The sequence below is a fragment of the Spirosoma aerophilum genome, assembly GCF_054782495.1.
The window spans coordinates 572,342-599,035 of sequence record NZ_BAAGSJ010000013.1; the positions used below are offsets into that span (position 1 = coordinate 572,342).

20 protein-coding genes are annotated in these 26,694 nt (G+C 52.1%); 15 read left to right on the forward strand and 5 right to left on the reverse strand.

The annotated features are described in order from the left end of the window. Nucleotides 1–3: 3 nt before the first annotated feature. The 3 genes from ACYVK4_RS13910 to ACYVK4_RS13920 all read right to left on the reverse strand — a co-directional run bounded on the left by ACYVK4_RS13910 (nt 4) and on the right by ACYVK4_RS13920 (nt 5,808). The gene (locus tag ACYVK4_RS13910) at nt 4–2,859 is read right to left on the reverse strand and encodes a family 78 glycoside hydrolase catalytic domain (RefSeq protein WP_461128121.1); all 2,856 of its coding nucleotides are present in this window, start codon (nt 2,857–2,859) and stop codon (nt 4–6) included. A 47-nt stretch (nt 2,860–2,906) separates the two neighbouring features. After that, nucleotides 2,907–4,322, reverse strand: a complete 1,416-nt coding sequence (locus ACYVK4_RS13915) for a sulfatase family protein (protein WP_461128122.1) — start codon at nt 4,320–4,322, stop codon at nt 2,907–2,909. 70 nt (nt 4,323–4,392) lie between these two features. Then, entirely contained in the window at nt 4,393–5,808 is a 1,416-nt protein-coding gene (locus ACYVK4_RS13920) for a sulfatase family protein (RefSeq protein ID WP_461128123.1), read from the reverse strand. Between the two features lie 525 nt (nt 5,809–6,333). On the opposite strand from ACYVK4_RS13920, the gene ACYVK4_RS13925 reads away from it, so the two are divergent. The 4 genes from ACYVK4_RS13925 (at nt 6,334) to ACYVK4_RS13940 (ending at nt 9,990) form a co-directional block, all read left to right on the forward strand. Further along, a complete protein-coding gene (locus ACYVK4_RS13925; RefSeq protein ID WP_461128124.1) occupies nt 6,334–6,726 on the forward strand; it encodes a hypothetical protein in 393 nt (130 codons plus the stop codon). 213 nt (nt 6,727–6,939) lie between these two features. Next, complete coding sequence (locus tag ACYVK4_RS13930) at nt 6,940–7,569, forward strand: MCP four helix bundle domain-containing protein (RefSeq protein WP_461128125.1); 630 nt, start codon at nt 6,940–6,942, stop codon at nt 7,567–7,569. A 353-nt stretch (nt 7,570–7,922) separates the two neighbouring features. Then, nucleotides 7,923–8,615 carry a response regulator transcription factor gene (locus ACYVK4_RS13935; RefSeq protein ID WP_461128126.1) on the forward strand — a complete coding sequence of 231 codons (693 nt, stop codon included), beginning with the start codon at nt 7,923–7,925 and terminating at the stop codon, nt 8,613–8,615. A 10-nt stretch (nt 8,616–8,625) separates the two neighbouring features. After that, nucleotides 8,626–9,990 (forward strand): HAMP domain-containing sensor histidine kinase, encoded by a 1,365-nt coding sequence (locus ACYVK4_RS13940; RefSeq protein ID WP_461128127.1) that lies wholly within the window; start codon nt 8,626–8,628, stop codon nt 9,988–9,990. A gap of 61 nt (nt 9,991–10,051) precedes the next feature. On the opposite strand, the gene ACYVK4_RS13945 is transcribed toward ACYVK4_RS13940, so the two are convergent. Then, entirely contained in the window at nt 10,052–10,243 is a 192-nt protein-coding gene (locus ACYVK4_RS13945) for a hypothetical protein (RefSeq protein ID WP_461128128.1), read from the reverse strand. A gap of 611 nt (nt 10,244–10,854) precedes the next feature. On the opposite strand from ACYVK4_RS13945, the gene ACYVK4_RS13950 reads away from it, so the two are divergent. The 5 genes from ACYVK4_RS13950 (at nt 10,855) to ACYVK4_RS13970 (ending at nt 14,300) form a co-directional block, all read left to right on the forward strand. Beyond that, nucleotides 10,855–11,151 carry a hypothetical protein gene (locus ACYVK4_RS13950; protein ID WP_461128129.1) on the forward strand — a complete coding sequence of 99 codons (297 nt, stop codon included), beginning with the start codon at nt 10,855–10,857 and terminating at the stop codon, nt 11,149–11,151. A gap of 13 nt (nt 11,152–11,164) precedes the next feature. Next, the gene (locus tag ACYVK4_RS13955; protein WP_461128130.1) at nt 11,165–11,950 is read left to right on the forward strand and encodes a prohibitin family protein; all 786 of its coding nucleotides are present in this window, start codon (nt 11,165–11,167) and stop codon (nt 11,948–11,950) included. Nucleotides 11,951–11,965: 15 nt separating this feature from the next. Further along, nucleotides 11,966–12,361: a TerB family tellurite resistance protein gene (locus tag ACYVK4_RS13960; protein ID WP_461128131.1), complete on the forward strand. Its 396-nt coding sequence runs from the start codon at nt 11,966–11,968 to the stop codon at nt 12,359–12,361. A 47-nt stretch (nt 12,362–12,408) separates the two neighbouring features. Continuing rightward, entirely contained in the window at nt 12,409–12,798 is a 390-nt protein-coding gene (locus ACYVK4_RS13965) for a hypothetical protein (protein WP_461128132.1), read from the forward strand. A 449-nt stretch (nt 12,799–13,247) separates the two neighbouring features. After that, on the forward strand, nt 13,248–14,300 hold the full coding sequence (locus ACYVK4_RS13970; RefSeq protein ID WP_461128133.1) for an N-acetylmuramoyl-L-alanine amidase family protein: 1,053 nt from the start codon (nt 13,248–13,250) through the stop codon (nt 14,298–14,300). 72 nt (nt 14,301–14,372) lie between these two features. Here ACYVK4_RS13970 and ACYVK4_RS13975 read toward each other — a convergent pair whose 3' ends face one another. After that, on the reverse strand, nt 14,373–16,007 hold the full coding sequence (locus ACYVK4_RS13975) for a glycoside hydrolase family 28 protein (protein WP_461128134.1): 1,635 nt from the start codon (nt 16,005–16,007) through the stop codon (nt 14,373–14,375). Nucleotides 16,008–16,411: 404 nt separating this feature from the next. Between ACYVK4_RS13975 and ACYVK4_RS13980 the strand changes: the two genes are divergently transcribed. The 6 genes from ACYVK4_RS13980 (at nt 16,412) to ACYVK4_RS14005 (ending at nt 26,673) form a co-directional block, all read left to right on the forward strand. Continuing rightward, a complete protein-coding gene (locus ACYVK4_RS13980; RefSeq protein WP_461128135.1) occupies nt 16,412–17,587 on the forward strand; it encodes an esterase in 1,176 nt (391 codons plus the stop codon). A 34-nt stretch (nt 17,588–17,621) separates the two neighbouring features. Beyond that, the gene (locus tag ACYVK4_RS13985; protein WP_461128136.1) at nt 17,622–18,767 is read left to right on the forward strand and encodes an esterase; all 1,146 of its coding nucleotides are present in this window, start codon (nt 17,622–17,624) and stop codon (nt 18,765–18,767) included. A 167-nt stretch (nt 18,768–18,934) separates the two neighbouring features. Then, complete coding sequence (locus tag ACYVK4_RS13990; RefSeq protein ID WP_461128137.1) at nt 18,935–19,810, forward strand: alpha/beta hydrolase; 876 nt, start codon at nt 18,935–18,937, stop codon at nt 19,808–19,810. Nucleotides 19,811–19,830: 20 nt separating this feature from the next. Beyond that, nucleotides 19,831–20,958, forward strand: a complete 1,128-nt coding sequence (locus ACYVK4_RS13995; protein WP_461128138.1) for an esterase — start codon at nt 19,831–19,833, stop codon at nt 20,956–20,958. A gap of 35 nt (nt 20,959–20,993) precedes the next feature. Further along, nucleotides 20,994–25,097, forward strand: coding sequence for a glycosyl hydrolase (locus tag ACYVK4_RS14000; protein WP_461128139.1), 4,104 nt, complete (start codon nt 20,994–20,996; stop codon nt 25,095–25,097). A gap of 34 nt (nt 25,098–25,131) precedes the next feature. Further along, nucleotides 25,132–26,673, forward strand: coding sequence for a carboxylesterase/lipase family protein (locus tag ACYVK4_RS14005; RefSeq protein ID WP_461128140.1), 1,542 nt, complete (start codon nt 25,132–25,134; stop codon nt 26,671–26,673). The last annotated feature ends 21 nt before the right edge of the window (nt 26,674–26,694 follow it).

Here is a 26,694-nt window from a genome sequence, read left to right on the forward strand (position 1 = left end):
ATTTTAGTTTACAGCACTGAATTGATAGGTTCCTGAACCAACATTCACTTGTACGTATCCGTCTCTAGAACCAATCACCCGGATGTCTGGGCTGGCTGCCAGGGCTTTATTGCTTTCCAGAACGCTACCCGGCTTGGTGGTTGGTATAAAAACGGTGGCTGTCGTGTTTACCGGAACGACAACCTTGAAGTGAACGCGATTGCCCACTTTTTTCCAGGACGACACGATCCTCCCATTGATGGAATGGTAGCTGGCGTTTACGAAGGTTATGCCTTGCCGGGCAATCTCTGGTTTAATGCTGAATGTCCGGTACCCCGCTTCGTCTCCTTTTATACCGGCGGCATTCCCGAACAGCCACTCGTTCACCGACCCGAAGGCGTAGTGGTTGAAGGAATTCATGCCCGCATTGTTTTCAAAGCCTTTTCCTTTAACGTAGCTATTCCATCGCTCCCAGATCGTATTGGCTCCATTGACTACCTCAAAACCCCAGGATGGGTACTCAGTGCTCAACAAAAGTTGGTAGGCCACATCCGTGTGCCCGGTTGATGACAGGGCCGGTAACAGGGGCTTCACACCCAGAAATCCCGTCGAAAGTTTGTTGTCGTTCGCTTTAATCAGGTCGGCCAGCCAGTTACCTGCTTTCGGGGTTATATCGGGATCGATCATGTTCATATAAATGGCGTTGGCATAGGCCGTTTGGGTGTGCCCTTCGAAGCCCATTTCTCCATCGACGTAGCCTTCTCCAGTTCCGTAAGCGGCACTGTTGGTTTTAAATCGCCCGTCTTTGTTCGCATAATGGGCCAGAAACGCCCGTTTGACCTTCGTAAAAACATCTTCGTAATAGGCCGATTCCTCCAATTTGCCAATCGCCTTGGCCATGTCGGCCATCATAGAGGCTGCGTAGCCGTAATACATCGTTGCCAGCATATCAGGGGGCGTTTTCTTGCCGACCGAGAGCCAATCGCCGAACCCACCCTTTGGCGAAACTTCAGCAAAAGAACCTTCTTTGTAAACATAAGTCCCCTTGCTTTTAGCCTCCATAAACGTAAGATACGCCACCATGTTCGGCCAGAATTTCCGAATCACGCGGGTGTCGCCGTAGGTTTTGTAGATGGTGTAAGGGCAGATGATTCCGGCCTCCGACCAGCCTGGAGAATAGGTATCCGTTTTGCGGACATTAGGCGCAGGGGCGTAGATCGGGTAGGCGTTGTCAGCTCGCTGGGCATCGTTGAGATCCACCAGCCATTTGGCAAAAAACGCTGAAATATCATTGTTGAACGTGGCCGACTGAATGTAGGCCTGAGCGTCGCCTGTCCAGCCTAGTCGTTCGTCCCGCTGCGGGCAATCGGTAGGTATCTCAAGGTAATTGGAGCGCTGCGTCCAGACAATATTCTGATATAGTTTATTAATCAGCGAGTTGTCGGTTACGAATGAGCCGACTTCGGGAGTGGCAGATGTGAGGACGATGCCGGTAATGGCGTCTGTTGTCGGGGCTGTTCGGAAACCGGAGACGTCTACATATTGAAAACCATGGTAGGTGAATGTAGGCGTCCAGGTTTCACCCTGCGGATCACCGTTGAGTATATACGTGTCGGTGGCCCGGGCTTTTCGCAGGTTTTCGGTCATGATGTCGCCATTGGGGAACAGCACTTCGCCAAAGCGCAGCCGGATGGTATCCCCTTTGTTGCCTTTCACCCGCAGCCGAACGACCCCTGCAAAGTTCTGCCCGAGGTCGAACAGGTAGTGCCCGCCCGCTTTGGGTGTGACTGATTTCGCTTTCAACTCCTGAAACACTCGAACCGGATTACCGGGATAAGCCTCGATCTGGCGTTCAGCTTTATCGGGGAAAACGGTACTGCTTTTCCAGTCGGCGTCGTTGAAACCCGTTCTGCTCCAGCCATTAAAGGCCAGATTGGCATCGTAGGTCTCCCCGTTCAATAGGTCGGCTTCCAGAATGGGGCCGTGGTTGGTCTTCCAGCTTTGATCGGTAGCAATGACTTCTTTTTGGCCATTTGTATAGTCTACCTCCAGCTGGGCTTTCAGAAGAGGAACATTTCCGTAAAAGTTTTTCACAACCGGGTTCCCAACGAGAAGAGCATAGCCCAGATAGCCCGCATACCAGCCATCGGCCAGGATAGCCCCGAGCGCATTTTTGCCGGTCTTTACGTCGGCAGTCACGTCGTAGGTCTGGTAATAAACCCGCTTGTTGTAATCGGTCCAGCCGGGGGTAAAGTAGTCATTCCCGATCCGTTTGCCGTTGATCTGGAATTCATACAGACCAAGCGCAGTCACGTACAACCGCGCCCGTTTGATCGGAGCTGTAAGCTGTACCTCTTTTCTAAAAAAAGGCGATGGGGGTAAATGGTAGGTTTTTCCTTTGCCTAACGCGGTCAAATCGTTTCCGATCCAGTCGGCTCTCCAATCGGCATTAGTAAGCAGCCCCATTTCCCAGGTCGCCACGGTACTCCAGGGGCCGGGCTGACCATTTTTGTCCCAGCTCCGAACTTTCCAGAAACAGGTGGTTTGGGCGTTCAGCGCTTTTCCTGCGTACTCAATTTGATTAGTGGCATTACCCAGGACCTTGTTGCTTTGCCAAAGATCGGGCTTCCCGGTATTCAGTAACGCCAACGATGAGGCCACCATGATCTGATAGCCCGTTTGCACCTGGCCTTTGACGGCTGAGGTTAGTTCCCAGCTCAGTCGGGGAATAACAACATCGATCACCGGGTTTGCCCGGTATTCTGTTCGCAAATGGACGGGCGTGAGATCGGCGGTCCGGGCCCACGATTTAAGGGGTGAAAGCGTATACAGGGACATTATTAACCATACGGTCAACGTATTCAACCGAGAGAATTTCATAGAGTGAATGGGTATAGGTGTATAAGAAGCAACACACAGGCGGTGAACTACTTATAATACGGATTGCTGACGGAGTCTATATAGGCCCATGGATAATTCCACTTGTCCATGTACACATTCCCGGCTGCGAAATTATCATGGGCACCCTGAAGTTTTTTGGTCAGAATGGCCTCAAGCTGTTTCTGTATTTTCGCCATTGGGAGGGTATTGGCCAGATTCATGAGCTGGTAGGGGTCCTGCAGATTATCGTACAGCAGCCAGGGCCCTTTCAGGTCGCGCACGTAGGTATACCGCGCCGTGCGGATACCCCGAAATTCGCGACCCCCTTTCCCGTAGTTCCATTGGTGGAACGGCACGATACAGGCAATCATCGCAGCATCGTCTGGCCGTGGCGCACGGGGTTTGCGGATCAGGCCGGCAACGTCTTTCCCCTGTACACTGGCCGGTATAGTCTGGCCGCTCAGCGATAATACTGTGGGCATCACATCTGTAAGGGTGATGGGTACATCCAGTGTGCGGCCTTTACGACTCAGTCCAGCGGGGTACTTGAGCAGAAAAGGGACACGGATGGACTCGTCCCAGGGCTTTTGCTTGTTGATCTGGTCATGCGAGTACAGCATATCACCGTGGTCGGAGGTGAAAAGGAAGATGGTGTTTTCGTCTAGTTTAGCCCCTTTCAGCGCGGCCTGTAATCGGCCAATACAATCGTCCAGAGCGTTAATATGGGCATAGTACCCTTTCAACGCCCGGTTGGCTTCCATGGTGTCGTTAGCAGGAACATTGGGACGCAGGGAAAGGGATTTGCTGGCGTACCGCTGGCGATATTCTTTCGGGGCTGTCTGGTAGGGGTCGTGCGGTGGTCCCCAGGCCAGCACCAGCAGAAAAGGCGCTTGGCGTGATTGGGTCATGAATGAAATGGCCGAATCGGTTTGGCTAATGGCGTCGTACTGTTGCCAGACAAACTGCTTGTTAATCTCGTTATAATAGGGCGAGTTATTGTAATCGTGGGTACATTCCAGCCCCCGCCAGTACTCGAAGCCCTGCCGACGGTCAGCCGGAACCGGTGCCAGTCGACCGGCCGCGAAATCTTTGGCCAGACCGCCGTTGATATGCCATTTGCCGATGAAGCCGGTTTTGTAGCCGTTCTGCTGGCATACTTCGGCCAGGGTGACGGCTTCGTTGCGCAGCGGACGGTCGTTGTAAAATACACCGTGGGTGGTGGCGTGCTGACCCGTTAATAAACTGGCCCGGCTCGGCGAGCAAACCGGCACTTCGGCCACGCACAGGCGGGCATTGACAGACTCCAGGGCCAGCTTGTCCAGATTAGGCGTTACCACGTCTCGATTGCCTGCGTAGCCGAGGTCCTGTGCCCGCCACTGGTCGGCCATCACAATCACGATGTTGGGCCTGCGGACACCGGCCTGACTGCGCTCGGATCGGAGAGGGCGACGGTTTCCAGGCAATCAGACCGGTTAGCAGCGCACCGGCTGCGCAGAGCGTGACATACTTCATAACTGGTTTTCGGGTGGGTTTTTAACGGGCTGCGGCTTTAAGGCGGTCGAAACTAGGCAACAGTGACTTCTTTAATGCTTTCCCCGGCGGCTCGACAGCCAGATTACGGAGTTCCATCGGGTCGGTTTTCAGGTTGTACACTTCCTCATAGCTATCCGCCGGTTCGCGGAGGTTGTAGTAATGGACGTACTTCCTGTCGGCACTTAGCACGCCTTCGGATTGGGGGATAAACACCCCTGGCGTATTAAACACGTGCTCAAAATAGAACTCCGTTCGCCAGGGTGTACGGAGCGATGCGTCATGGCGATTGTCCATGAGTTGCGTAAGGCTTCGGCCCTGCATCCGACCCGGTACCGGCACCCCCGCCAGCGTGAGCAGGGTAGGAGCCACATCAATGTTAAGCGTATACCGGTCGGTGGTGCGGCCTTTCCGGTCCGGTCGGCGGGGATCATAAATGATGAGCGGCACCCGGATCGACAACTCGTGGCCATACCATTTATCGGCAAATCCATATTCGCCCTCATAAAACCCGTTGTCGCTGGTGTACACGATGATGGTGTTTTCGGAAAGTCCCCGTTCCTGAAGGGTACGGCGGAGGTTGCCCACTACGTCGTCGATGCCCGTGATCAATCGGTTATACGACTTGGTTGTCTGCTGAAACATGGAATCCGTAGCGAACCGGCGGCTCCAGCGAATGCGGGACTCATTCTGGTCGTTGTGCCGGAACCAGTCTGGAAACTGTCGGTAGTATTTGTCTTTGGCGGCTTCGGGGCGCTTTAGCGTCTGATGGCGGTAGAGGTCGTTGAATCGCTCGGCGTAGGGAAATTCGGGATTGGCTCCGTCCTGTGCATGGGGTGCTTTGAAGCTCACCGACAGACAAAACGGTTTTCCGGCCGGATTGCCCTGAATGAACTCGTCCATTTGCTGACCCATTAAATCGGTCAGGTGAATCGGCTTTCCGTGCGCATCCCGGGCCGCATAGTTACCCTGCCCGTCGAAACCGCGCCAGTAGTCGTATTCACTAATGGGCATTACATTGCCCACACCATATTTACCGATAAATCCCGTTCGGTAACCGGCTTTACGGAGCAGTACCGGATATGTCTGTGCCAGAGCAGAATCCGTAAAAGGCGTCACAAAATCCACAATTCCATGCCGACGGCTGTACTGCCCGCTCAGGATACTGGCCCGGCTGATGCAGCAGATGGGCGTCGTGACGTACGAGCGCTTAAAATAAAACCCTTCCTTAGCCAGCCGATCAAGGTTAGGCGTCCGGATACTGGTATTTCCGGCAATACCCAGGGCGTCCCATCGCTGGTCGTCTGCCAGCAGGAAAATGATATTGGGGGGCGAGGGTGGGCGCAGGGCCGGGCCAATCGGCCAACGAAGGCCGAGCGTTACAGCCAGCACGATAACGAAAGGCAGGAATCGTGTCAAGGTTTTAGGAAAGGGTTGGGAGTGAGATTGTTGGCTTGAAGGTAATAAAGCTTACGGGTATTGAAATGCCCCGTTCGCAGTCGCTATGTTATGTAGTCCATTGTAGTCCATTTCGACTATCGACAACTCATTGGTAACCTTTGGCGCCAGGAACCTGGCTGGGCTGAATGCTTTGAATCCAGGTATTCAGTGCAGAATTCGACCTGTCGTTTCTTTGCAGTGAGCAAATGCACACTGGCGTTGCTGAGCCCGGTCAGCGGTTAGGTTAGTCCAACGCGATTGCGGATCTACTGTACAAAGAAAGGGCAGAGCCTCACGCCTTCTACCCAATTCAGTTGATTGGTTGCCCAACCTGAACATATCCTATCTGGCTGAATTAATTAGGCTATAAGTTTTCTAATCCTTTTCTAATCTGCCGCTAACACCGGCCTAACGGGGGGGCAGCACCTTTGTAAAGTCAACCAGGCGATGAATTTGAAACGCACCGTTTCAGTCTGGTTCAGACGCTAAATGACAAAACAAACCATGAAAACATACCTGTTTATCGTCGCTTTCAGCACCCTTTTTTTCTTTACTGCTTCGGCCCAGGATGATCGCAAATTACGCAACGACCATACCTATTCAACGCACAATTATAAGCATATGAACAAAGCCACTACGGCTGGATCCTGGAAAAATCAGGCTGGCGTTGTGGTTCGTGCTCCCGGATTCAGCCAGACCTCAGTTGCCAATTACAAACATTCGGTACCGGGTAAAGTGCCCACCGGTGGCGTCACACTACCGCATACTCCGGATATGGACGTAGCTGTTCGGAACTATAAAATTCAGCAGACGAATGTGATCAGAACGACCAGTCAGCCTGCTTCTACGGTAGTTGAGCGATTATCTGTTCAGTCGAATGTAACTGGTAATCAGTAAGTAAAGCCTTAGTTTGCCGCATTTGTGGCATCGTGTGAACGGTTTAATGCTACCTTTAGTCCCGATTGGACGTTGCAAAACGTCCAATCGGGATTCAAACTTTACTATCTTGTTCGTGATTACCTTGTAAACAGCCAGGGTGTTTAGCAGTAAGAATGTTCGGCTGACGCTACAGGTAAAGTTCGTTTGTCTCTTTTAGTCTGACTTCACTATATGCCTCAAACTAAGTATAGCCCACTACGTTCCGGCCTCCTTGTCATCAGCTTACTGGCCTTGATCCTGACAAGTATTTTTCTAAGCCGACGCAATACGCAAAAAATTCAGGAGGAGTCCGTATCAATCTACAAAGACCGGCTCGTACCAACCGCTATTCTGGTTAATTTGATGTCAACGATCTACAAAAAGCGGATGCTGCTTGAAACCACTCTGCTGGCTTCTAAAACAGACAATATAAGTCAGTTGGAACCGAGTTTGAATCAGTTTGACCGTCGGACCGACTCACTGCTAACAGAATTCGAGCGGACTAAACTTACCGTTAAAGAGGTCGAATGGCTCAAGTTGTTTAATCGTAAGTTCGTCGTTTATAATCAGCTGGAAGGTGAACTGACAACCAATTTCCACCGTTTGCCGAAGGAAAAACAAGTTCAGCTTGCCGCTTCGGCCAGCGCGGCCTTTGCCGAGATCATCAAGACCCTCAACGAATTATCCAGCCTTCAACTCACGGTAGGTCAGGAACTACTCGAGGAGTCGAGAAGGCAAACAAACGATGTCTTTGTCTTAACAGCTTTACAAATCGGCCTGGTTCTGTTTGTGGGGTTAAGCTTATTCTGGCATCGTTTTTAAGTATCTGTGCCGTAGTAATCAGGCAAATGGCGGGCTAGTTAAATCGCTGCTAATTAGTAATTTGTGCGAGGGAGACTAGTTTATTGATTAGCTGTTTACAAATCAACTACTTCTTAAGGTTGCGTTATATTCCAGAAGGTTAAAAAACCTTCATAAGAACGGGTTTGATCGTACCGGTATGGTTTGGGGATAGACTACCCATTCGTTGGGTATGAAGGCTCGAAGGTTGCTTCGTGAAGCAACGCTGGCCCATATTTTGAAAAATTCAGAACCGAAACGCTTTTCAATTCAATAAAGGTAGCCGCCCAGGAGCAGGTACTTTTTAATTTAGTAACAAGCGACAGCCATTAACCATGAGCACCCAAAAACCGAGCATATTAGTTGTAGAAGATGAGGCAAAAGTCGCCCTATTCCTCAAAAAAGGGCTCGAGACCCAGGGATTTAACATCACTGTGGCCGCCGATGGACGGGAAGGGAAACGACTGGCCGGAACCGAACGCTTCGATCTGATCATCCTCGATGTAAATTTACCGTTCGTTAACGGTGTGGAACTGGCTCAGTATATCCGTACCAAAAACGCTCACCTCCCGATCCTGATGCTAACAGCACTCGATTCAACGACCGACAAGCTGATGGGCTTTGAAGCAGGTGCTGACGATTATCTCATAAAACCGTTCGATTTTCTGGAGTTAGTGGCCCGAATCCGGGCGCTATTGCGCCGGGTGGCTCCCCCGGAAGAGGCCCAGGGTGTTCTGGAACTGGCAGATCTTGAGCTCGACCTGAACGAGAAAGTGGCCCGGCGCGGGGGAGAAACCATCGACCTCACAGCCCGCGAGTTCGCGCTGCTTGAATACCTCATGCGCAATCAGGGGCGGGTAGTCTCTCGAGTCAACATAGCTATGCAGGTGTGGGACCTTAATTTCGATACCGGCACCAATGTTATCGATGTGTACATCAACTACCTGCGCAACAAAATTGACAAGGACTCCCCCGTCAAGTTGATTCATACAGTCGTAGGTCTGGGGTACGTGCTGAAACAAAAGTAATTTCTACCCGATGACCATTCGCAACCGCCTGACCTTACTGTTCACGGCCATCGTATCGAGTTTACTGCTGGTGTTCTGTCTGGTCAACTACCTGGTTGCCGAAAGTCACCGTCGTAACGAATACAGCGAACGCCTGCATGCCGAAGCTCTCACCTCCGCAGAACTCCTGTTTGGACCTGACTCTGTAGGCCGGCAACTCTACAAACTACTGGACAAGAACCACATGACGGTGCTTAACCAGGAGGAAATTATCATTTATAATTACCGCAATCAAATCGTTTATGAAAGCGGGACAGACTACCTGAACGTTTCAAAAAACCAACTCGACCAGGTGCGGTTGCGGGAGCGCACTTATTGGCAAGTGGGGGACCGCGAAGTGGTAGGGGTACGGTATTTGAACCATCATCAACCCCTGGTGGTGCTGGCCTCGGCGGTTGATAAATACGGCTTCAGTAAACAGCGTAAACTGGCTGGTATGCTGGCTGCTGGCTGGCTACTGGCTACAGTAGTCGTTTTCGGGGCCGGTTACCTCTACGCCGGGCGAGCCTTGAGGCCCATTCGCCAAATCATCAGGCAGATTGATACCATCACGGCTTCGCAGCTGGCTCAGCGGCTGACGGAAGGGGCCAGTCCGGACGAAATTACACAACTGGCCCAGCGGTTCAACCGGATGCTGGCCCGCCTGGAAGACGCGTTTCAACTTCAGCGTAATTTTGTTTCCCACGCATCCCACGAACTACGAACCCCGCTGACGGCCATCACCGGACAGCTTGAAGTAGCACTCCTGGCGGAGGAGGACCTCGACGAACTGCGGGAAACCATAGGCTCCGTCCTGGACGATGTGCGCGATCTTAACCGGCTCACTAATGGGCTGATGAGTCTGGCTAATTTGGGCGTAGATGAGTCGGCGGTGGTCATGGGACCGGTTGATATGGAGGACCTAACCGAGTTGGTCAGGGCTGAACTGGGCCGCCTTCGACCTGAGTTCATCATCACACTGTCGGTTGATCCGCCGGAACAGGGCTCGGTTGGGTTTGGTATATTGGGGAGTGAGGCCCTGCTGAGAAGGGCTGTGTTCAATTTGATGGAAAATGGGGGAAAATTTGCTTCTGACCACCGGGTACAGGTAAAAATAAGCGCAGACCGGGATACGGTTAGTCTAACGTTCAACAACTACGGCCCATCCATTGACCCCAGTGAACTGGCCGACATCTTTAAGCCCTTTCGGCGTGGAACCAACGGCCGATCCTTACCCGGCCATGGCATTGGCCTTTCACTCACCCAACGCATCGTACAACTGCACCGGGGCCGTATCACGGTTGAATCGGATGCGATAAAGGGAACCACTTTCCAACTGATAGTACCCCGGCAATAGGGGTGGCTCATGGTGGATTCTAATCGATTTCTAATCTGCGGCTAATTGGGCTTTAAAGTCGTCAGATCACTTTTGTGCCGACAGCGGGTATCCGTGCACAGCCATCGTTCATACACGGAAAATCAGGCCATCGGTTCTCACCGGAAAGATCGTTTAGCGCCAGCCCGGTCTTTTGGGTAGGGTCGGGGTACATGATTTGTCGGGTGTATACGCCACCCCACCACGTATGCCCGTTGTTTTTTCGTTTTATCAAGTCATGTCAGCCTCCTCGGCACGACGCGAAAGAAATCATGGGAGGTGACCCCCATTACGTTTATGGTAAAGCCCAGCACAAGAAATATTGTTAGTTGGTGGTTCGCTGTGGATACCCCGATCCGCCGGTATAAATTAAGTTTAAATCCTCCGTTAAAATTGGCCTGCGAGCAAGTGAGCCGCGACTTTGTACCCCCTTCCGGAGCCAGGGATATAGCGAAATATCGCCGAGTCGATAAACTGGCTTTTGCGCGGGCGGTTCAACAGAGGCTCAGGGAAAACACGGCTACGGGGGCTTCCCATTCGGTTTCAACGGAAGTCTGAACCGACTCGAATTTTTCTAACCGTATTCTAATTCGGACTTAATACGACTCTTAAGCCACCTCGTCACCTTTGTATTGACAATGAGGTACTTCGGGTGGGCAGCACCAACAAAACGGCTCCTGAAACCCATTGGCAAGCTTACACTTTAACCATCGGTATTATGAAAACACGTTCTGATCTTGCTTATCAAACGGGTCGCCTGCATCGAATCCAACGGTTGTGGCCCTTGCCGCATCATCGGCAGGGTAGGTTACAACGCCACGTTGAGTTCCTAATCCCAGCAACGCCATGAACCGCTATACCCTCGACTACTCCGGACCGGTGGGTACGGGCCCACCCACCCCCAGCCGCTGGCCACGACGCCGTATGTATCGCACCTTTCGCCAGATGGGCGCTTTGCTCACTGCCTTAGTGGGTGCCATCGTCCTGGTTGGACTGCTGAGCCAGCACGCCCAGATCAAATCACTTCGCGAACGCTCCGAGACTCAGGCCCTTCAGTACGATTCGCTGCTGTTGGCCAAAGGCGAGGCCGACCGACAACTTGACATACTCCGCGCTCAACTGATCAAGTATCATCAACCCTAATTGATTAACGCTCATGAACCGCTCCACTTATTTCCTGCCATTGCTGACCCTGGCCCTAATGAGTAGTTGTACCGTTGTCCGCCAGGGCGAAGTCGGCGTCAAACGAACGCTGGGAAAAATTAAAGCTCAAACACTACCTGAAGGCGTTCAGGGATTCAACCCGCTGCTGACGCGCATCATTAAGATTCCAACCCGCACGGTCAATCTCGAAGTGCGCGCCCCGCTGCCTTCCAAAGAAGGACTCACGGTGCAGTCGGATATATCGATCCTGTATCGCGTTGAAGGCACCTTTGCGCCCAAAATCGTTGAGCAGATTGGGCCCAATTACGACGATGTAGTCATTCTGCCCGTTTTTCGCTCTGCCGTCACGGATGTGTCTTCACGTTACTACGCCAAAGACATGCACACCGGTCAGCGGGCCGAAATCGAAAAGTCGATTCGTGACGTGATGATGACCCAGCTCAAAGAACGGGGCTTCGTGATCGAGTCGGTACTGCTCAAAAGCATCGCCCTGCCGGCGGGTCTGACCAAAGCCATTGAGGAGAAACTCGCGGCTGAGCAGGATGCCCAGCGGATGCAGTTCGTGCTTGACAAAGAGCGGCAGGAAGCCCAGCGCCGAATCATTGAAGCAGAAGGTACGCGCGACGCCCAGAAGATTATCAATGAAGGGCTGACCCCTATGCTTATTCGATTCAAAACCATCGAAGCCTTCAACCGGCTGGCTCAATCGCCCAATAGCAAGATAATCATCACCAACGGCGACTCTCCCCTGATGCTTAATACCGACCAAATCCAGTAATTAAACCAAACTCCGATGAACACACCTGAATTAGTAACCCGACCAAATGACCCGGCTAATGAACTGGCCGCCCTGTACATGGGCCTTGGCAGCATTGCCTATGCACTGGCTAAAGTAGATGGCCGGATCCAGTTAGCCGAAATGCAGCTGGTTAAAGAAATGCTGGCCAATGTACCACATGGCGACCTGGCGATGTACGCATTTCTGCTGCGGGAAAACGTCGACCAGACCGTCGAAGAAGCGTACGACTTTGGTCTGCGCTGCTTTACCAACAACCGCAAGGCCCTGACCGAGGTCCATAAAAAGCAATTCGTTCATATCCTCATCAGGATCGCTCAGGCCCATGACGATACCTCCCGCAAGGAGCAGGATCTCATCAAGCGATTCCGTCGTGACCTCCGGCGACTCTAACTTCATCTTAATAGCTTTCACCATTCGTATAAACCAGGTTATCACCCGTGAAAACGTTCAAATTTGCGCTGCTCCTGGCTTTTTTGGCCAGTCCCATTTTTATCTTTTCAAACTTCCGCCCCAAGAAAGACCAGCCAGTGCAGGCGTCGATTCAGGGCGATGAGACGCAGAATCGACTGCAGGTGGCGCTCGTTAAACCGCCGAATACGCCGGTTACCCTTCGCGTACTGGATTCCGATGGTTGCCTGCTACATGAAGAGTCGATTTTGGACGGCTCTTCCAGCGTTCAGGCACAATTTAACCTGTGGGGTATCCCCAATGGTACGTATCGGGTAGAGGTTTGTGACCCCAAGCGGTCACAAACCCATCTGATTCAACTCGCTTCCACAAAGTATCCTACGTTGAAGCGGCAGATTATTATCCAGCCTGCTGAATAAAGGTGGTTGTGGCCCCCGCTCTATCGGGCGGGGGCTACGGTAATACGTCCACTCGAAAATCAGATGTAATGCTCTCCATTGGAGATCAGGCAAACAGATATGATCCTGATCAGTACGAAGCCAGAACGCATCGGGTTGTGAGATAAAAATTGGCTGGAAAAGGAGGGGGATTGCAGCTGATCGCATACCCGCCCAGGCAGCAAATTGCATTATTAGTAGAAACTTGTAAATCCCTTTAAGACCAGGCATACCAGTGGGTAATATTTCCACCGCAATGTTCTTTAAACGAGTAATGGGTATGAACTTTACGCACCACCAGGCGTTGGGCTTTCGTTGTGAAGAAGAGGAACGAGGGCCGGCGCCGGGTGACATTGACCATCTGTTTTCGTCCGAATAGAAGCTCTTTCGTGAGACGGTTGTCCCGATTACTTCATTGTTAATTTAGTCTTTTGCATCTGTTAGCCCTGTTTTTCGTTTACCTGACGCTCTCTGGAATCACCTCTCCGGTAGCTTTTTCTATTTCGTCGGTTGTCAAACCGAGTCTGCGGTTCAGCCAGCAACCCCGTCAAAAAAAGAAGCCTGTTCGCGCGCCCTCCCGGCAGAAGGCTAAAAAGCCGAACGTTCATGCTGCCGCTAAAAAGCATGTCAGGAAAAAACCTGCATCGAAAAAGCTCCTTTCGTCCGCTCGATCTGTCAAACGTAATCGTCCAGTGATCACAGGCAGGAAAAAAAAGACCATTACCAGGAAAGTGGCCTTGCCCGTAAGTCGTCAGCTCGCCATCATGGGCAGCGGATACGCAACTATCCCCATTCTCGACGGTCAGCTTAGCGGAACCGTATACTACCTGGCTTCCGGGCACGGTGGTCCCGATCCAGGAGCCATTGGTCGTTTTGGAAAACAACTTTTGCCTGAGGATGAGTACGCCTATGATGTGACTTTACGGCTCGCCCGGCTGCTGATTCAGCACGGCGCTACGGTGTACATGATCGTGCAGGATCGAAATGACGGTATTCGGGATGCCGCTGTATTGCCCATTGATTACGACGAGGTAGCTTTCCCAAATCAAACCATACCCCTCAACCAGACAAATCGACTGCATCAGACAACAACGGCAGTGAACGGTCAATTCTCCCGCCATAAAGAGAAATACCAGCGATTCATTACCATCCACGTCGATAGCCGGAGCAGGGGCGAAACGACGGATGTGTTCTTTTATCACCACCCCCAGAGTAAAGTCGGGTTGCGACTGGCGAGGCAGATTCATAAAACGTTTCAGGCCATGTACCGACGGCATCGGCCCGCCCGCCCTTATATGGGTCGGGTGAGCAGCCGGGGGACCTTATACGTCGTGAAAAACTGCCAACCGCCCACGGTATTTATTGAACTGGGCAATATTCAGAATGCACTCGACCAGCGTCGTTTCTTGCAGGCGCAAAACCGACAGGCACTGGCCAACTGGATGTGTCTGGGTATGCTGACGGATTATAGGGCCAGTCGTTAAATTGTAGAGGGATTGATTAGTTTCTGGTAAACGCTATGGCTAACCGCGAATAAACGCATTTCCTTATCAGGTCTATTCTTTCATGGTCAGGATATTAGCCGGGACAGATGGGTCTGTCTCAACCTGTTTACGTGCCCGTGTCGTATCTGTGTTAAGGAGCCGTATAGCCTTCGACCGGTCGCCCGCGATGTGTAGCAGCAAATCTGCAGTCGGAGTATATACGATATGGTCGAGGGTAATGTTCCGGCTATTCTGCACTTGCATAATCGTTTTACTACTGCTGAGCAGCGACACGTTTTTCAGCCGTATGTTCTCCGCTTCGATACATACCAGCCCTTTGTGACTTTGCAACACTGCATTTTCAATCAGAATATCCTTCACCGCCATTTCCGGTAAACCCCGGATCAGAATGGCCGTTTCGGCTCCTTTACAGGTGACGTTCCGGATCTGGAATGATCGGAACTGGGGGGTTGCCTCTGAAAGCGGCTGAGCTGGAATTACGGGCAGTTCATTGCTTTCTCCCTGCTGAGGTACGGGGTCTTTGGCGGCATAATACATGTCGAAAAGTATGGCTTCCCCGGCAATATTGGTCATGTTGATACCATCTACAAAGATATTTTCGACCACGCCACCCCGGCCCCGTGCTGTTTTGAACCGCAGCCCAACATCGGTTCCCATGAACGTACAGTTCGACACATAGAGATTTTTTACCCCACCCGACATTTCGCTGCCGATCACAAAGCCACCATGTGCATGATAGACGCGACTATTACGAACCGTAATATTTTCGGTAGGAACGCCCCGTTTACGGCCCTGTTCATCGCGCCCCGATTTGATGCAGATCCCATCGTCCCCGACGTCAAAGGTGCAATCATCCACCAATCCATTTCGGCAGGATTCCAAGTCCAGCCCGTCGCCATTTTGGGCATACCAGGGGTTTTTAACCGTAACCCGGCGAAGGGTAATATCCTCGCAAAGAAGTGGGTGAAGGCACCAGGCGGGCGAGTTTTGAAAGGTAACTCCTTCCAGCAGAATACCCTTACAGCGAGTCAGACTGAGCATATTTGGGCGCAGGAAATCCTTAATACCTTCATAATACGCCATTGGCTGCCCGGCTTTTATCGGTTCGCCGGCCCCTTTCAGCGACTGTGCAGTTGGATACCAGGTATCCTGTTTATCATTTAGCACCCCACCGGAAGCGACCAGTTTTTTCCATTGATCAGCAGTGAGTTTACCCTTTTTAACCATTCGCCAAACTTCCCCGGCACCGTCCAGAATCCCTTCACCCGTGATGGCAATATGTTGGAGGCCAACTCCTGAAATAGGGGCCTGATTACGAATGGCTTCTTCCCCTTCCCAAGTCGTGCTTACCAGAGGATAGACCTCCCGACGATTCGTGAACTGGAGTAAGGCACCTTTCTCCAGATGTAAGTTGACGTTACTTTTCAGCGTAACCGGACCCGTCAGCCATAGTCCGTGTGGAATGAGCACGACACCCCCGCCCGCCTGGCTGCACTGGTCAATGGCTTTGTTGATGGCGACCGTATTTAATGTTAAGCCATCAGCAACCGCTCCCAGCTTCCTGATCGAAATGGTATCTTTCCGAAAGGTGGGGGTAGGTACTTTTGGCAGATCAGATGGGCTTCCCATAGCCAGCTGAAAGGTGGTCAGACAGCTAAGCAGGGTTGAGGCAGTACGTAGTTTCATGCGGGTAAGGATAAGATTAAATCCACCTGAATGGCAGCATATAGGGTCGACAGGTGATTAGCTGACCAAATTTGACTTAAAGTGACCGTAAAATTGGCTCTGATTCAAGCTGCAATTGACTTTTATTTCTGCAATCGTTCCCGGTAACGATGCCACCAACTGAGAACGGGATGTAGTCAAGGCTAACCCTGAAGTTATTACTTAGGCTGTAGACGCATTCGAGCGAATTTTCTGCCGTCCGTTCTGGGCTTTAACCGCTCCTTACCTCATAGATAAGCGCGTTTATCTGTAGAAGCCCTCTAAATCGTTCTAGTAAGTCCTGAAAAATTTACAAAAACGAGGGCTTTATGGCTTTGCAAATGGTAACTTTATGTACTTTTGACACAAAGAAAAATCGAATGGCGATGAATCGAGTTACCAGCCTGATTATACCTTTTTTGCTGACGGGCAATCTTTGGGTTCGGGCGCAGCAGGCGCATGTTAACCTTGACTGGAACCCCCAGAAAAACACACAGAATCTCCTTCCGTTTGGAGCCAATGTAATCTCTCCGGAGGTGCGGGATGACCATACCGTGACCTTTCGATTGAAAGCACCCGATGCAAAGCAGGTCCTACTGACGGGTGGTCCGATGCTGCTGGCCTTACGGGCTAAAGATCCCATTCCTTTTCAGAAAGATACGGATGGTCTTTGGTCGCTTACGGTAGGACCCGTGAAGCCGGACATGTACGTCTATAAATTCATTGTCGACGGGGTAACGATTGTTGACCCAAACAACACATTGACGGGCTTTAATGACCAGCCCGGTTATAGCAACCTGGTCGTTCAGGGCGATGGTCCGGCCTATTACGATGCAAAATCAGTGCCCCACGGAGCCGTAACCCGCCACATCTACCACTCGGATGTACTGAAAGGGGAACGCGAGATGTTTATTTACACGCCCCCCGGCTATACCCCAAAAAAGAAATATCCGGTGCTGTATCTGATGGGGGGCAGTGGTGAACTGGCTTCCGGCTGGGCACTCGACGGACGGGCCAATTTCATTGCAGACAACCTGATTGCTGAAGGAAAAATGGTGCCGATGCTGATCGTGATGCCAAACAACCAGGTGGTGCACCGCTCTGATCCGGCCCATACCGAAAAAACATTTCCTCTTTTGGAAGAAGAGCTGAAAAAACAGATCATTCCGTTCGTGGACAAAACCTACAGTACCCGTGCCGACCGCAAAGGGCGTGCGCTGGCGGGGCTGTCGATGGGGGGAAGGCACACTCAACTGGTTGGTTTAACGAACCTCAACCTGTTCAGTTCGTTTGGCGTGCTGAGCGCGGGAGACCTGGAAACGGAAAAAGTAAGTGCGGCTTTTTTAACCGATCCGGCGGCTAATCAGAAAGTAAATTACCTGCTGGTAGGGCAGGGAACCGGCGAAGTAGAAACGATTGGCAAGCGGGCGGTAGCCCTGCACGAAGCCTTGCAAAAACATAACATCAAACATGATTACTACGTGGGTGGCGACGGAGCGCACGACTGGGGTACCTGGCGTCACCTGTTGTATTTCAAACTGTTGCCTAATCTATTCCGATAGCTACAACCATAACCCTTAAACACTCAAAATCAATATGACCACTTCCCGATTTTTACTAGCCCTCTGCGCAACATTTATGGCGGCAGGTGCTATGGCTCAGGCACCTCAGCGGACGCCTACCCCAAACGACACCCTGAAGTCGCCCAGGGTGCTGGACGATAAACGCGTAGTGCTCCAGATTTATGCACCCAAAGCCAGCGAAGTGACCGTTTCCGGTGATTTTATGACGGTCTTCAAACCGCTGAACCTGACCAAAAATGAGCAGGGCGTATGGTCCACAACCATTGGACCCCTCCGGCCGGACTATTATTCGTATACGCTCCTGGTAGACGGTGTCCGGACGATGGACCCTAAAAATCCGATCATTAAGCAAGGCATCAGCAGCCTCGAAAACATGATGGCTGTTCCGGGCGCTGAAACGGCTTTTGAAGACAACAAAACTGTGCCGCATGGCGAAGTACGGGAGGTCTGGTATCCATCGGGAACGTTGAACATGATGCGCCGGATGCACGTATACACACCACCGGGTTACGAAAAAAGTTCGACAAAGTATCCGGTTTTCTATCTGCTGCACGGTGCCGGTGATGATGATTCCGGCTGGAGTACCATTGGTCGGGCGGGTTTCATTCTGGATAATCTGATCGCGGCCGGTCAGGCTAAGCCCATGATTGTCGTTATGCCAAACGGCAGTATGCCTATACCGCCCAATGCGGCCTTTGATGCGCAGATGATGAGTAAGATACGCTCCATGTTTGCCGATGACTTTCTGAACGACGTTATGCCGACTGTCGAGAAAACATACCGGGTAATGACGAACCGGGAAAACCGGGCATTGGCGGGCCTGTCGATGGGCGGTTTTCAGACACTGGACGTGAGCCTGACGCGGCCCGAACTGTTCAACTACGTGGGGGTGTTTAGCTCGGGATTCTTTGGCGCATCCATCGACGAAGCTGAAACCAAATATGCTAAAGCGCTGAACGACCCTTCCTTCAACAAAAACAAAAAGCTGTTCTGGGTGGGTATCGGCAAAGATGATTTCGTGATGGACGCCAACAAGAAGACGCTTGCCCTCCTCGATAAACACCAGATCAAGTACCAGTATAAAGAAACCTCAGGCGGGCACACCTGGATCAACTGGCGCCAGTACCTGAATGAATATGCGCCCATGCTGTTCAAGTAAGTGAACGTTGTTCTTTGTGGTAAATGACCCCACCCCAACCCCTCCCCTAAAAAAAGGGGAGGGGCATAAGAACAACCAACCCTTTTTCTAGCCCCTCCCCTTTTTTTAGGGGAGGGGTTGGGGTGGGGTCATTTCTTTTTAACCATATCCCTTCGATAACCTGTTTTATGAACCTAATTCGACCGCTTCTCTTATTTTGCCTGCTTAGTTTTTCCGCCCGTTCGTTTGCCGCTAAAGTTGACTCGCTGGATGTGCCCTCGGCCGTGATGAAGAAGAACCTGCGGGCGGCTGTCGTTCTGCCAAACTCGTATGCCAAAGGGAAAGCGAACTATCCCGTTTTGTACCTGCTGCATGGTGGGGGCGGCAAGTTCAACGACTGGCTGAATAAAACGCCCGACAAAATGCTCCTGCATAACCTGGCGGATCAGTACAATATCATTATTGTGACGCCGGAAGGGGAGCCTCTCAGCGGTTACCTCGACAGCCCTGTTCAGAAAGACAACCTTTTCGAGACCTACATTACCAAAGAAGTGGTCGAGAAAATTGACAATACCTACCGCACCATCCGCGACCGGAAAGGACGGGTCATTACGGGGCTTAGCATGGGTGGTCACGGGGCTTTGTATCTATCGGGACGCCATCCGGAGCTGTACTGCGCGGCTGGCAGCATGAGTGGAGCGCTCGACCTGTCGACCACGCACTGGAAAATTACGCCCGAGTTTGCGAAACAGATTGCGCCGGGTTTCACCCGCATTTTAGGTCCGGTAGGAGCAACACCTGATTTATACGCGGCAAATTCGGTTGTGAATATGGCTGACAAACTGAAAGCCAATGCCTTGCCGCTGATCATTGATTGTGGGGTCGATGACTTCCTGATCGAACCCAATCGGGAATTGCACCGGCGACTGGTGTACAATCAAACGCCCCACGATTATACGGAGCATCCAGGTGCCCATACCTGGGACTATTGGGAAAACTCACTCCCCTCGCACGTCCTGTTCTTTAGCAAAATTTTAAAGCAAAACGGAGTGGTTGTCCCCTGATCCGTCTACCCGTAATTTGAATGAAAAATAGTATCCTCCTCCTCAGCCTGCTGATTACCGGACTGGCGCAGGCACAGAATTTCCCGGCTCGGACCCCAACGCCCAACGATACGCTTGTCTCGGCCAGAGTTTTGCCGGATAACCGGATTCGCTTCAGTATCTATGCCCCCAAAGCCACGGAGGTTACGGTAGGTGGAGACTTTTCGACCACTCCCTCTCCCACAAAATTGACAAAGCAGGAAAATGGCGTCTGGTCAGCCCTGGTCGGACCACTCACTCCCAACCTGTACACCTACGATTTTTCGGTGGATGGTATCAAAACGTTTGATCCTAAAAATCCAAGGTTTAAGGAAAGCCTGAACGGTTTGTCGAATCTGGTGGAGATGCCGGGTCAGTCCGTCGATTATCTGTCCCTGAAAAATGTGCCGCATGGTCGTGTCGAACTTGTCTGGTACCCTTCGTCATCTCTGGGCATAACCCGACGAATGCACGTTTATACGCCACCCGGTTATGAAACGTCGACCGCTAAATTGCCCGTGCTGTACTTACTGCATGGCGGGGGCGATAATGATGCAAGCTGGATGACAGTTGGCCGGGCCAATTTCATTCTGGATAACCTGCTGGCTGAGGGAAAAATAAAGCCGATGCTGGTTGTGATGCCCGCCGGACATACCCCGGTTCCGGGGCTTCATATGGGGGCTGGTCCGGAACAGGATCCGTTCTGTCAGGATTTTCTGGGGAGTGTTATGCCCTATATCGAAAAAAACTTTAGGGTGTCGACCAAACGCAACGATCGCGCTATTGCGGGCCTGTCGATGGGCGGTGTTCAGGTACTCAACATTGGTTTGTGGAACCCTGAAAAGTTTGGCTATATCCTGCCTTTAAGTACGGGTTATTTCCCGCCGGTCATTGACGAACTGGCAACGAAGTACCAGAGCGTGCTGAAAAATCCGGAGATCAACCGCCTGAAATTATTCTGGCTGGCAATGGGCGGGCCCGCTGATATCGCTTATCAGAACAATAAGAATATGATGGCGCTATTCGATAAATATGGTATCAAATACCAATACACCGAAGTGCCGGGCGGGCACACCTTTCTGGCCTGGCGGGACAATCTCCACGCATTTGCGCCTTTGTTATTTCGTTAGTCCAACTGACTCACCGCTGACTTGTCCAAAACTAGATGAAAAGACGAACGTTCTTAAAAAACAGCTCCAGTGCTGGTTTAGTAGCACTCATTACGCCATCTGGCATCATTAGTATCAATAAGAAACAGGCCGCTCCGACTAACGGAGCGGCTGACTCATTTGTAGACGCTTTCCTGAATCCGCCAACGTCGGCACGGGCTCAATGCTGGTGGCACTGGATGAACGGTAATGTTACCGCTGATGGAATCACCCGCGATCTGGAAGCGATGAAGCAGATTGGCCTCGGCGGTTTTCAGAATTTCGATGCCGGAACGGGGATTCCCAAAGGCCCCGTCGTGTACCTGAGCCCCGAGTGGCTCAAACTGAAAGAACATACCATCAAGGAAGCCGAGCGGCTGGGCCTGGAGTTTACCATGCACAACTGCCCCGGCTGGTCGTCGAGTGGCGGGCCGTGGATTACCCCTGAACTGGCGATGCAGGAAGTGACGTGGAGTGAAACCTACGTCACGGGCGGTAAGGCCGTAGTGAGTGCATTGCCCAAGCCCATGAACAAGCTGGATTTTTATCGGGATGTGGCCGTTATTGCGTTCCCGTCCCTTCCTGGCGAAGCAAGTTTACAATCCCTGATCAGCAAGGCGACGGTAAATGGCACTAATGCCCCGGTATCACTCGATCAACTGGCCGGAAATAAAGGAGTGAGCATTTCGCCCGTTGAAGGAAGCAAATCGGCCTACCTACAGGTCGAATTTAGTCAGCCCTACGAAGCCCGGTCCATTGCGTTTTTGAGTAAACCGGTTGGCGCGTCTTCTGGTGGTGGCGGTGGCTTCGGTGGTGGTCCGCAACTAGTGCTGGAGGTGTCTGATGACGGCACGACGTTTCGGAAGGTATCGACCATCAGCACCGGTCGATCATCGGAGAATTCGCCCAGTTTAGGCGAGTTTGTCGCAACGAAAGCGAAGTACTTCCGGATTACTTCGCCCGGAGCCAGGCAGTTTTCACAGATGCAGTTTTCGAGCTCTGCCCGGCTGGCCGACTGGAAGAAGAAAACAAACAACACTTTTGCCGTCATGGGTGTCACGCCCGATCAGGAGGGCAACGAAAAAACGGCTATCAAGCTGAATACCATCGTGGATGTTACCCGCTTTATGGATAAAGATGGGGTACTCAACTGGAACGCACCGGCGGGAAACTGGACCATTTTACGGGTAGGGTATACCCCGAAAGGCGAACTGAATCGGTCGGCGCCCGATACCGGTATTGGGTTGGAATGTGATAAATACAACACGGCGGCTATTGACTTCCATTTTAATAAAATGATGGAGCAGCTGTTGCCTACCCTGAAGCCATTAACCAAAAAAGGGGGCGTTGGCTTATTGATCGACAGCTACGAGGTGGGTATGCAGAACTGGACAGCCCAGTTTCCACAGGCATTCGAGAAACGCTCTGGTTACTCGCTGATCAACTACCTGCCCACGCTAACCGGCCGTCTGGTTGACAGTGTCGATACAACCGAACGGTTCCTCTGGGATTTTCGCCGGACTCAGGCCGATCTCATGGCCGATAATTACTATGGCCGTTTTACGGAGCTCTGCCACCAGCACGGCATCGTGGCCTATACAGAACCCTACGACCGGGGACCCATGGAAGAAATGCAGATTGGCGCACGCGTTGATGTGAATATGGGTGAGTTCTGGAACGGACTTTCGTCTATTTTTCAGAACAACCTGACCATGCGCCGGACCACTAAGCTGGCGGCTTCCATTGCCCACATCAACGGTAAAACGGTCGGGGGGGGCACTCCGGCTCGTCCGCAGGTAGTGGGTGCCGAAGCCTTCACGGGCGAACCCGAATCAGCCCGCTGGCAGGAATACCCATTTGCCATGAAAGCCCTGGGCGACAAAATGTTTACGCAGGGCCTGAACAAGATCATTTTCCACCGGTACGCCCACCAGCCACATCCAACCGCCGTGCCGGGCATGACGATGGGACCGTGGGGAATTCACTTCGACCGGACAACGACCTGGTGGAGCCAGGGGCGGTCGTGGCTGGATTACATTGCCCGTTGCCAGACCTTATTACAACAAGGTCTGTTCGTGGCCGACCTCGCTTACTTTACCGGCGAAGATGGCAACCAGTATGCCAGGGTAGAACCCCATGAGCTAACGCCAACCCCGCCCGAAGGGTATGATTATGATCTGATCAACGCCGAAACGATCATCAAACGGGCGGTGATAAACAAGGGTAACCTTACCCTTCCCGATGGCATGAGTTACCGCGTACTGGTACTTCAGGATCATAAAGCGTTGAGTATCGAGTTGTTACGCAAACTTCGTGATCTGGTGAATAACGGCCTGGTATTGGTGGGGAATAAGCCTGTCACGACGCTTGGATTACAGGCGCATGCGCAGGGCGGTGCCGAATTTCAAAAGCTGGTTACTGAAATTTGGGGGAAGGAGGCAACTGGAACGGAACACCGGTTGGGAAAAGGGCGTGTGTTTGGGGGGCAGCCGATTCAAGCGGTGCTGACAACACTGGCTATAAACCCTGATGTTGAGATCACATCTCGTTCAGGCGATGCGCCCGTCACCTACATTCATAGACGAATCGGGAATACACAGGTCTATTTTCTGGCTAACCAACGCCGAATGCGTGAAGAACTGGTTTGTACATTCCGCGTCGATGGCCTGAAGCCGGAATTGTGGGATGCGGCAACGGGAAAACAGACGCCCGTTGCTATGTATGCTACCACTAATGGACGAACCCAAGTCGCTGTACCGCTCGAATCGGCGGGGTCGGTATTTGTGGTGTTTCGTTCGCCTGCTTCGCCAAAGCGGATACAGGCGGTTAAGCTGGGCGGTGATGTGCTTCTATCGTCAAAGCCTTTTCCCAGTCCGGACCGGAAGCTATATAAGGACGTCACGAACAACTTTACGATCAGCCTGTGGGCTAAGCCAGAACTGAATATAATGTTGTCGACCAATGGGTTACGGGAGGCAGTTAGGAATTCCTGGACGGATAATTATGCGATCTATCCACCATCGGGAACCAGGTTATATGGGGCTGGACACGCCACTTGCGGGCTGGCTATTGGGCGAAATGGCGTAGCCGTCTGGGAGCGTTCAGACGGAAGTCCCCTGTTCAAAATGGCAGCGACGGTGGGACTGTCAGGGTGGAACCATATTGCCCTTGTCTATAGAGACGGTGCACCGACGGTGTTTGTGAATGGACAACGGGTGCAGCAGGAAAAGGGCAGTTCCGACATTATTCACCCCGGTTTAGGGCAAGCTTACCTACCCGACGGGGCGTCATTTTACAACGGCGATTTGAGCGAACCCCAACTGCTACCCGAAGCGCTCAGTGAAGATCGGATAAGGCAGCTGGTGAGTCAGGCACGGCCTCAGGCGGCTGATCTGCCAACCGTCGAGCTGGCGAAAGATGGAAAATCGGCGCTTCGTTTCTGGCAAAATGGCCGCTATTCGGTGCTGGATTCCACCGGTCGGGAAACAGCGCTACCCATCACCAGCCTGGAGTCACCCATGGAATTGGGCGGTTCGTGGCAGGTGAGCTTTCCGCCCAATTTGGGTGCACCGGCACAAATTACCCTTCCAAAATTGATGTCCCTGACGAACCACGAGCAGGTGGGTGTCAAATATTTTTCCGGTACGGCAACGTACACCAAAACATTTACTGTCCCGGTTAGCGCTAAAGCCGCTGGTAAACGGCTATTTCTCGATCTGGGTCGGGTTGAGGTGATGGCTGGCGTAATCGTCAATGGAAATGACCTGGGGGTTTTCTGGAAGCGGCCTTACCTGATCGATATAACTGATTCGGTGAAAGCCGGAGCCAATACGGTGGCAATTCGCGTAACGAACCTCTGGCCGAACCGGCTGATTGGTGATGAGCAACTACCTGACCCTGACAAGTTCACACCGGGAGCCGGATCGAGTGGTTTTGCCAGTCTGAGCGGGGGGGGCATTGTCGAGTTACCAACATGGTATAAGGAAGGTAAACCCAAACCAGCCGATGGTCGGGTAACCTTCACAACCTGGAAGCATTACCAGAAAGATTCTCCCCTGCTTGAATCCGGCTTAATTGGTCCGGTCGTAGTGCGGGTGGCGGAAGATAAACCCATTCTTTAATCGATGATTGCTGGAGAACACCAGCTTATAGCTAATGAAAAAACTCGCTTTCATATTCCTGTTTGCCACTTCACTGACCACCTTCGGCCAGGCGGTGGTCATTAAAACAGAAAACGGGCGGATAGAGGGCTCGACCAACAAAGCGGGCGACGTTCGGATCGTCAAAGGTGTTCCGTTTGCGGCTCCCCCGGTTGGTAACCTGCGCTGGAAAGCCCCACAACCCGTGGAAAACTGGACCAATGTTCGAAACTGTAAGGCGTTTGGGCCAAGTCCGATGCAGGGCAAACCCGCCCCGTTTATGTATTGGTCGTCGGAGTTCCTGATTCCGGCAGAACCGATCAGCGAAGATTGTCTGTACCTGAATGTCTGGACCGGGGCAAAATCGGCTACGGAAAAACGTCCGGTCGTGGTTTATATTCCCGGTGGCGGCTTTCGTAGCGGGGGAGGAGCCTGCCCCATTTACGACGGCGAGGCTATGGCCAAAAAAGGGGTCGTTTTTGTTACTATCAACTACCGGCTCGGCGTTTTTGGATTCCTGGCTCACCCTGAACTATCGCAGGAGTCGGGACATAATGCTTCGGGAAATTACGCCCTGCTCGATATGATTGCCGCGCTCAAATGGGTTCAGAAAAATATCGCGGCCTTAGGTGGCGATCCGGGTAATGTCACCATTGCCGGTCAGTCGGCGGGCGCGTTTGCCGTAAACTTTCTGACGGCGTCCCCCCTGGCAAAAGGGCTGTTTCAAAAAGCTATCGCCGAGAGTGGGGGAAGTTTTGTCGATAGCCCCCTGCGTCCCAAACTGACCTTGTCCGGAGCCGAGCAGCAGGGAGTTGCTTTCGCCACATCGCTCAAGGCATCGTCGCTGGCGGAACTACGGGCCAAATCGGCTGAAGAGATTCTGAAAGCGACCGGTGGACTCAGTGCGCCGGTGGTTGATGGCTATGTGGTACCCGTATCGGTGATGAACATATATGCCCAGTCAAATCAAAACGATGTTCCACTCATTGTCGGGTGGAACCAGGACGACAAATTAACGGGCCCACCTGCCAAAGCAGATGCGTATCGGGAAAAGGTGAAAAAACGATTTGGCGATAAAGCAGACGCTTTTTTGGCACTTTACCCAGGACAGACCGATGATCAGGCTGCTCAATCGGAAGGCAATAGTAATCGGGATGAAACCTTTGGTATTCAGGATTATACCTGGGCGAAAATGCAGCATAAAACCGGGAAAGCTCCGGTCTATGTCTACAATTTCAACCGCAAACTGCCTGCATCCAGTCCAGACTCGCAATTTGGGGCGTTTCACTCTGGTGAGATCGCTTACGCGTATAACAACCTACACACGCTTAACCGTCCCTGGGAGCCCGTCGATCAGCACATTGCGGATGTTATGTCATCGTACTGGGTCAATTTTGCTAAAACCGGTAATCCAAATGGGAGAGGGCTGCCGAACTGGCCGGTCTATACGCCTGAAGCGGAGCGTGTCATGATCCTGGATAAAGCGATTAGTAGCCGCCCGCTTCCGACAAAGGCCCAAATGGCTTTCTGGGAGGAATACTACGGCGTGAGAAAGTAGTGCCGACAATGGCTATACGTT

What these genes read in the sequence shown, in the direction of transcription:
- ACYVK4_RS13960 (WP_461128131.1), top strand. Translation starts at nt 11,966, where the DNA reads ATGAACACACCTGAATTAGTAACCCGACCAAATGACCCGGCTAATGAA.
- ACYVK4_RS13930 (WP_461128125.1), top strand. Translation starts at nt 6,940, where the DNA reads ATGCCTCAAACTAAGTATAGCCCACTACGTTCCGGCCTCCTTGTCATC.
- ACYVK4_RS13975 (WP_461128134.1), bottom strand. Translation starts at nt 16,007, where the DNA reads ATGAAACTACGTACTGCCTCAACCCTGCTTAGCTGTCTGACCACCTTT.
- ACYVK4_RS13995 (WP_461128138.1), top strand. Translation starts at nt 19,831, where the DNA reads ATGAAAAATAGTATCCTCCTCCTCAGCCTGCTGATTACCGGACTGGCG.
- ACYVK4_RS13910 (WP_461128121.1), bottom strand. Translation starts at nt 2,859, where the DNA reads ATGAAATTCTCTCGGTTGAATACGTTGACCGTATGGTTAATAATGTCC.
- ACYVK4_RS13950 (WP_461128129.1), top strand. Translation starts at nt 10,855, where the DNA reads ATGAACCGCTATACCCTCGACTACTCCGGACCGGTGGGTACGGGCCCA.
- ACYVK4_RS13940 (WP_461128127.1), top strand. Translation starts at nt 8,626, where the DNA reads ATGACCATTCGCAACCGCCTGACCTTACTGTTCACGGCCATCGTATCG.
- ACYVK4_RS13980 (WP_461128135.1), top strand. Translation starts at nt 16,412, where the DNA reads ATGAATCGAGTTACCAGCCTGATTATACCTTTTTTGCTGACGGGCAAT.
- ACYVK4_RS14005 (WP_461128140.1), top strand. Translation starts at nt 25,132, where the DNA reads ATGAAAAAACTCGCTTTCATATTCCTGTTTGCCACTTCACTGACCACC.
- ACYVK4_RS14000 (WP_461128139.1), top strand. Translation starts at nt 20,994, where the DNA reads ATGAAAAGACGAACGTTCTTAAAAAACAGCTCCAGTGCTGGTTTAGTA.
- ACYVK4_RS13925 (WP_461128124.1), top strand. Translation starts at nt 6,334, where the DNA reads ATGAAAACATACCTGTTTATCGTCGCTTTCAGCACCCTTTTTTTCTTT.
- ACYVK4_RS13990 (WP_461128137.1), top strand. Translation starts at nt 18,935, where the DNA reads ATGAACCTAATTCGACCGCTTCTCTTATTTTGCCTGCTTAGTTTTTCC.
- ACYVK4_RS13955 (WP_461128130.1), top strand. Translation starts at nt 11,165, where the DNA reads ATGAACCGCTCCACTTATTTCCTGCCATTGCTGACCCTGGCCCTAATG.
- ACYVK4_RS13935 (WP_461128126.1), top strand. Translation starts at nt 7,923, where the DNA reads ATGAGCACCCAAAAACCGAGCATATTAGTTGTAGAAGATGAGGCAAAA.
- ACYVK4_RS13985 (WP_461128136.1), top strand. Translation starts at nt 17,622, where the DNA reads ATGACCACTTCCCGATTTTTACTAGCCCTCTGCGCAACATTTATGGCG.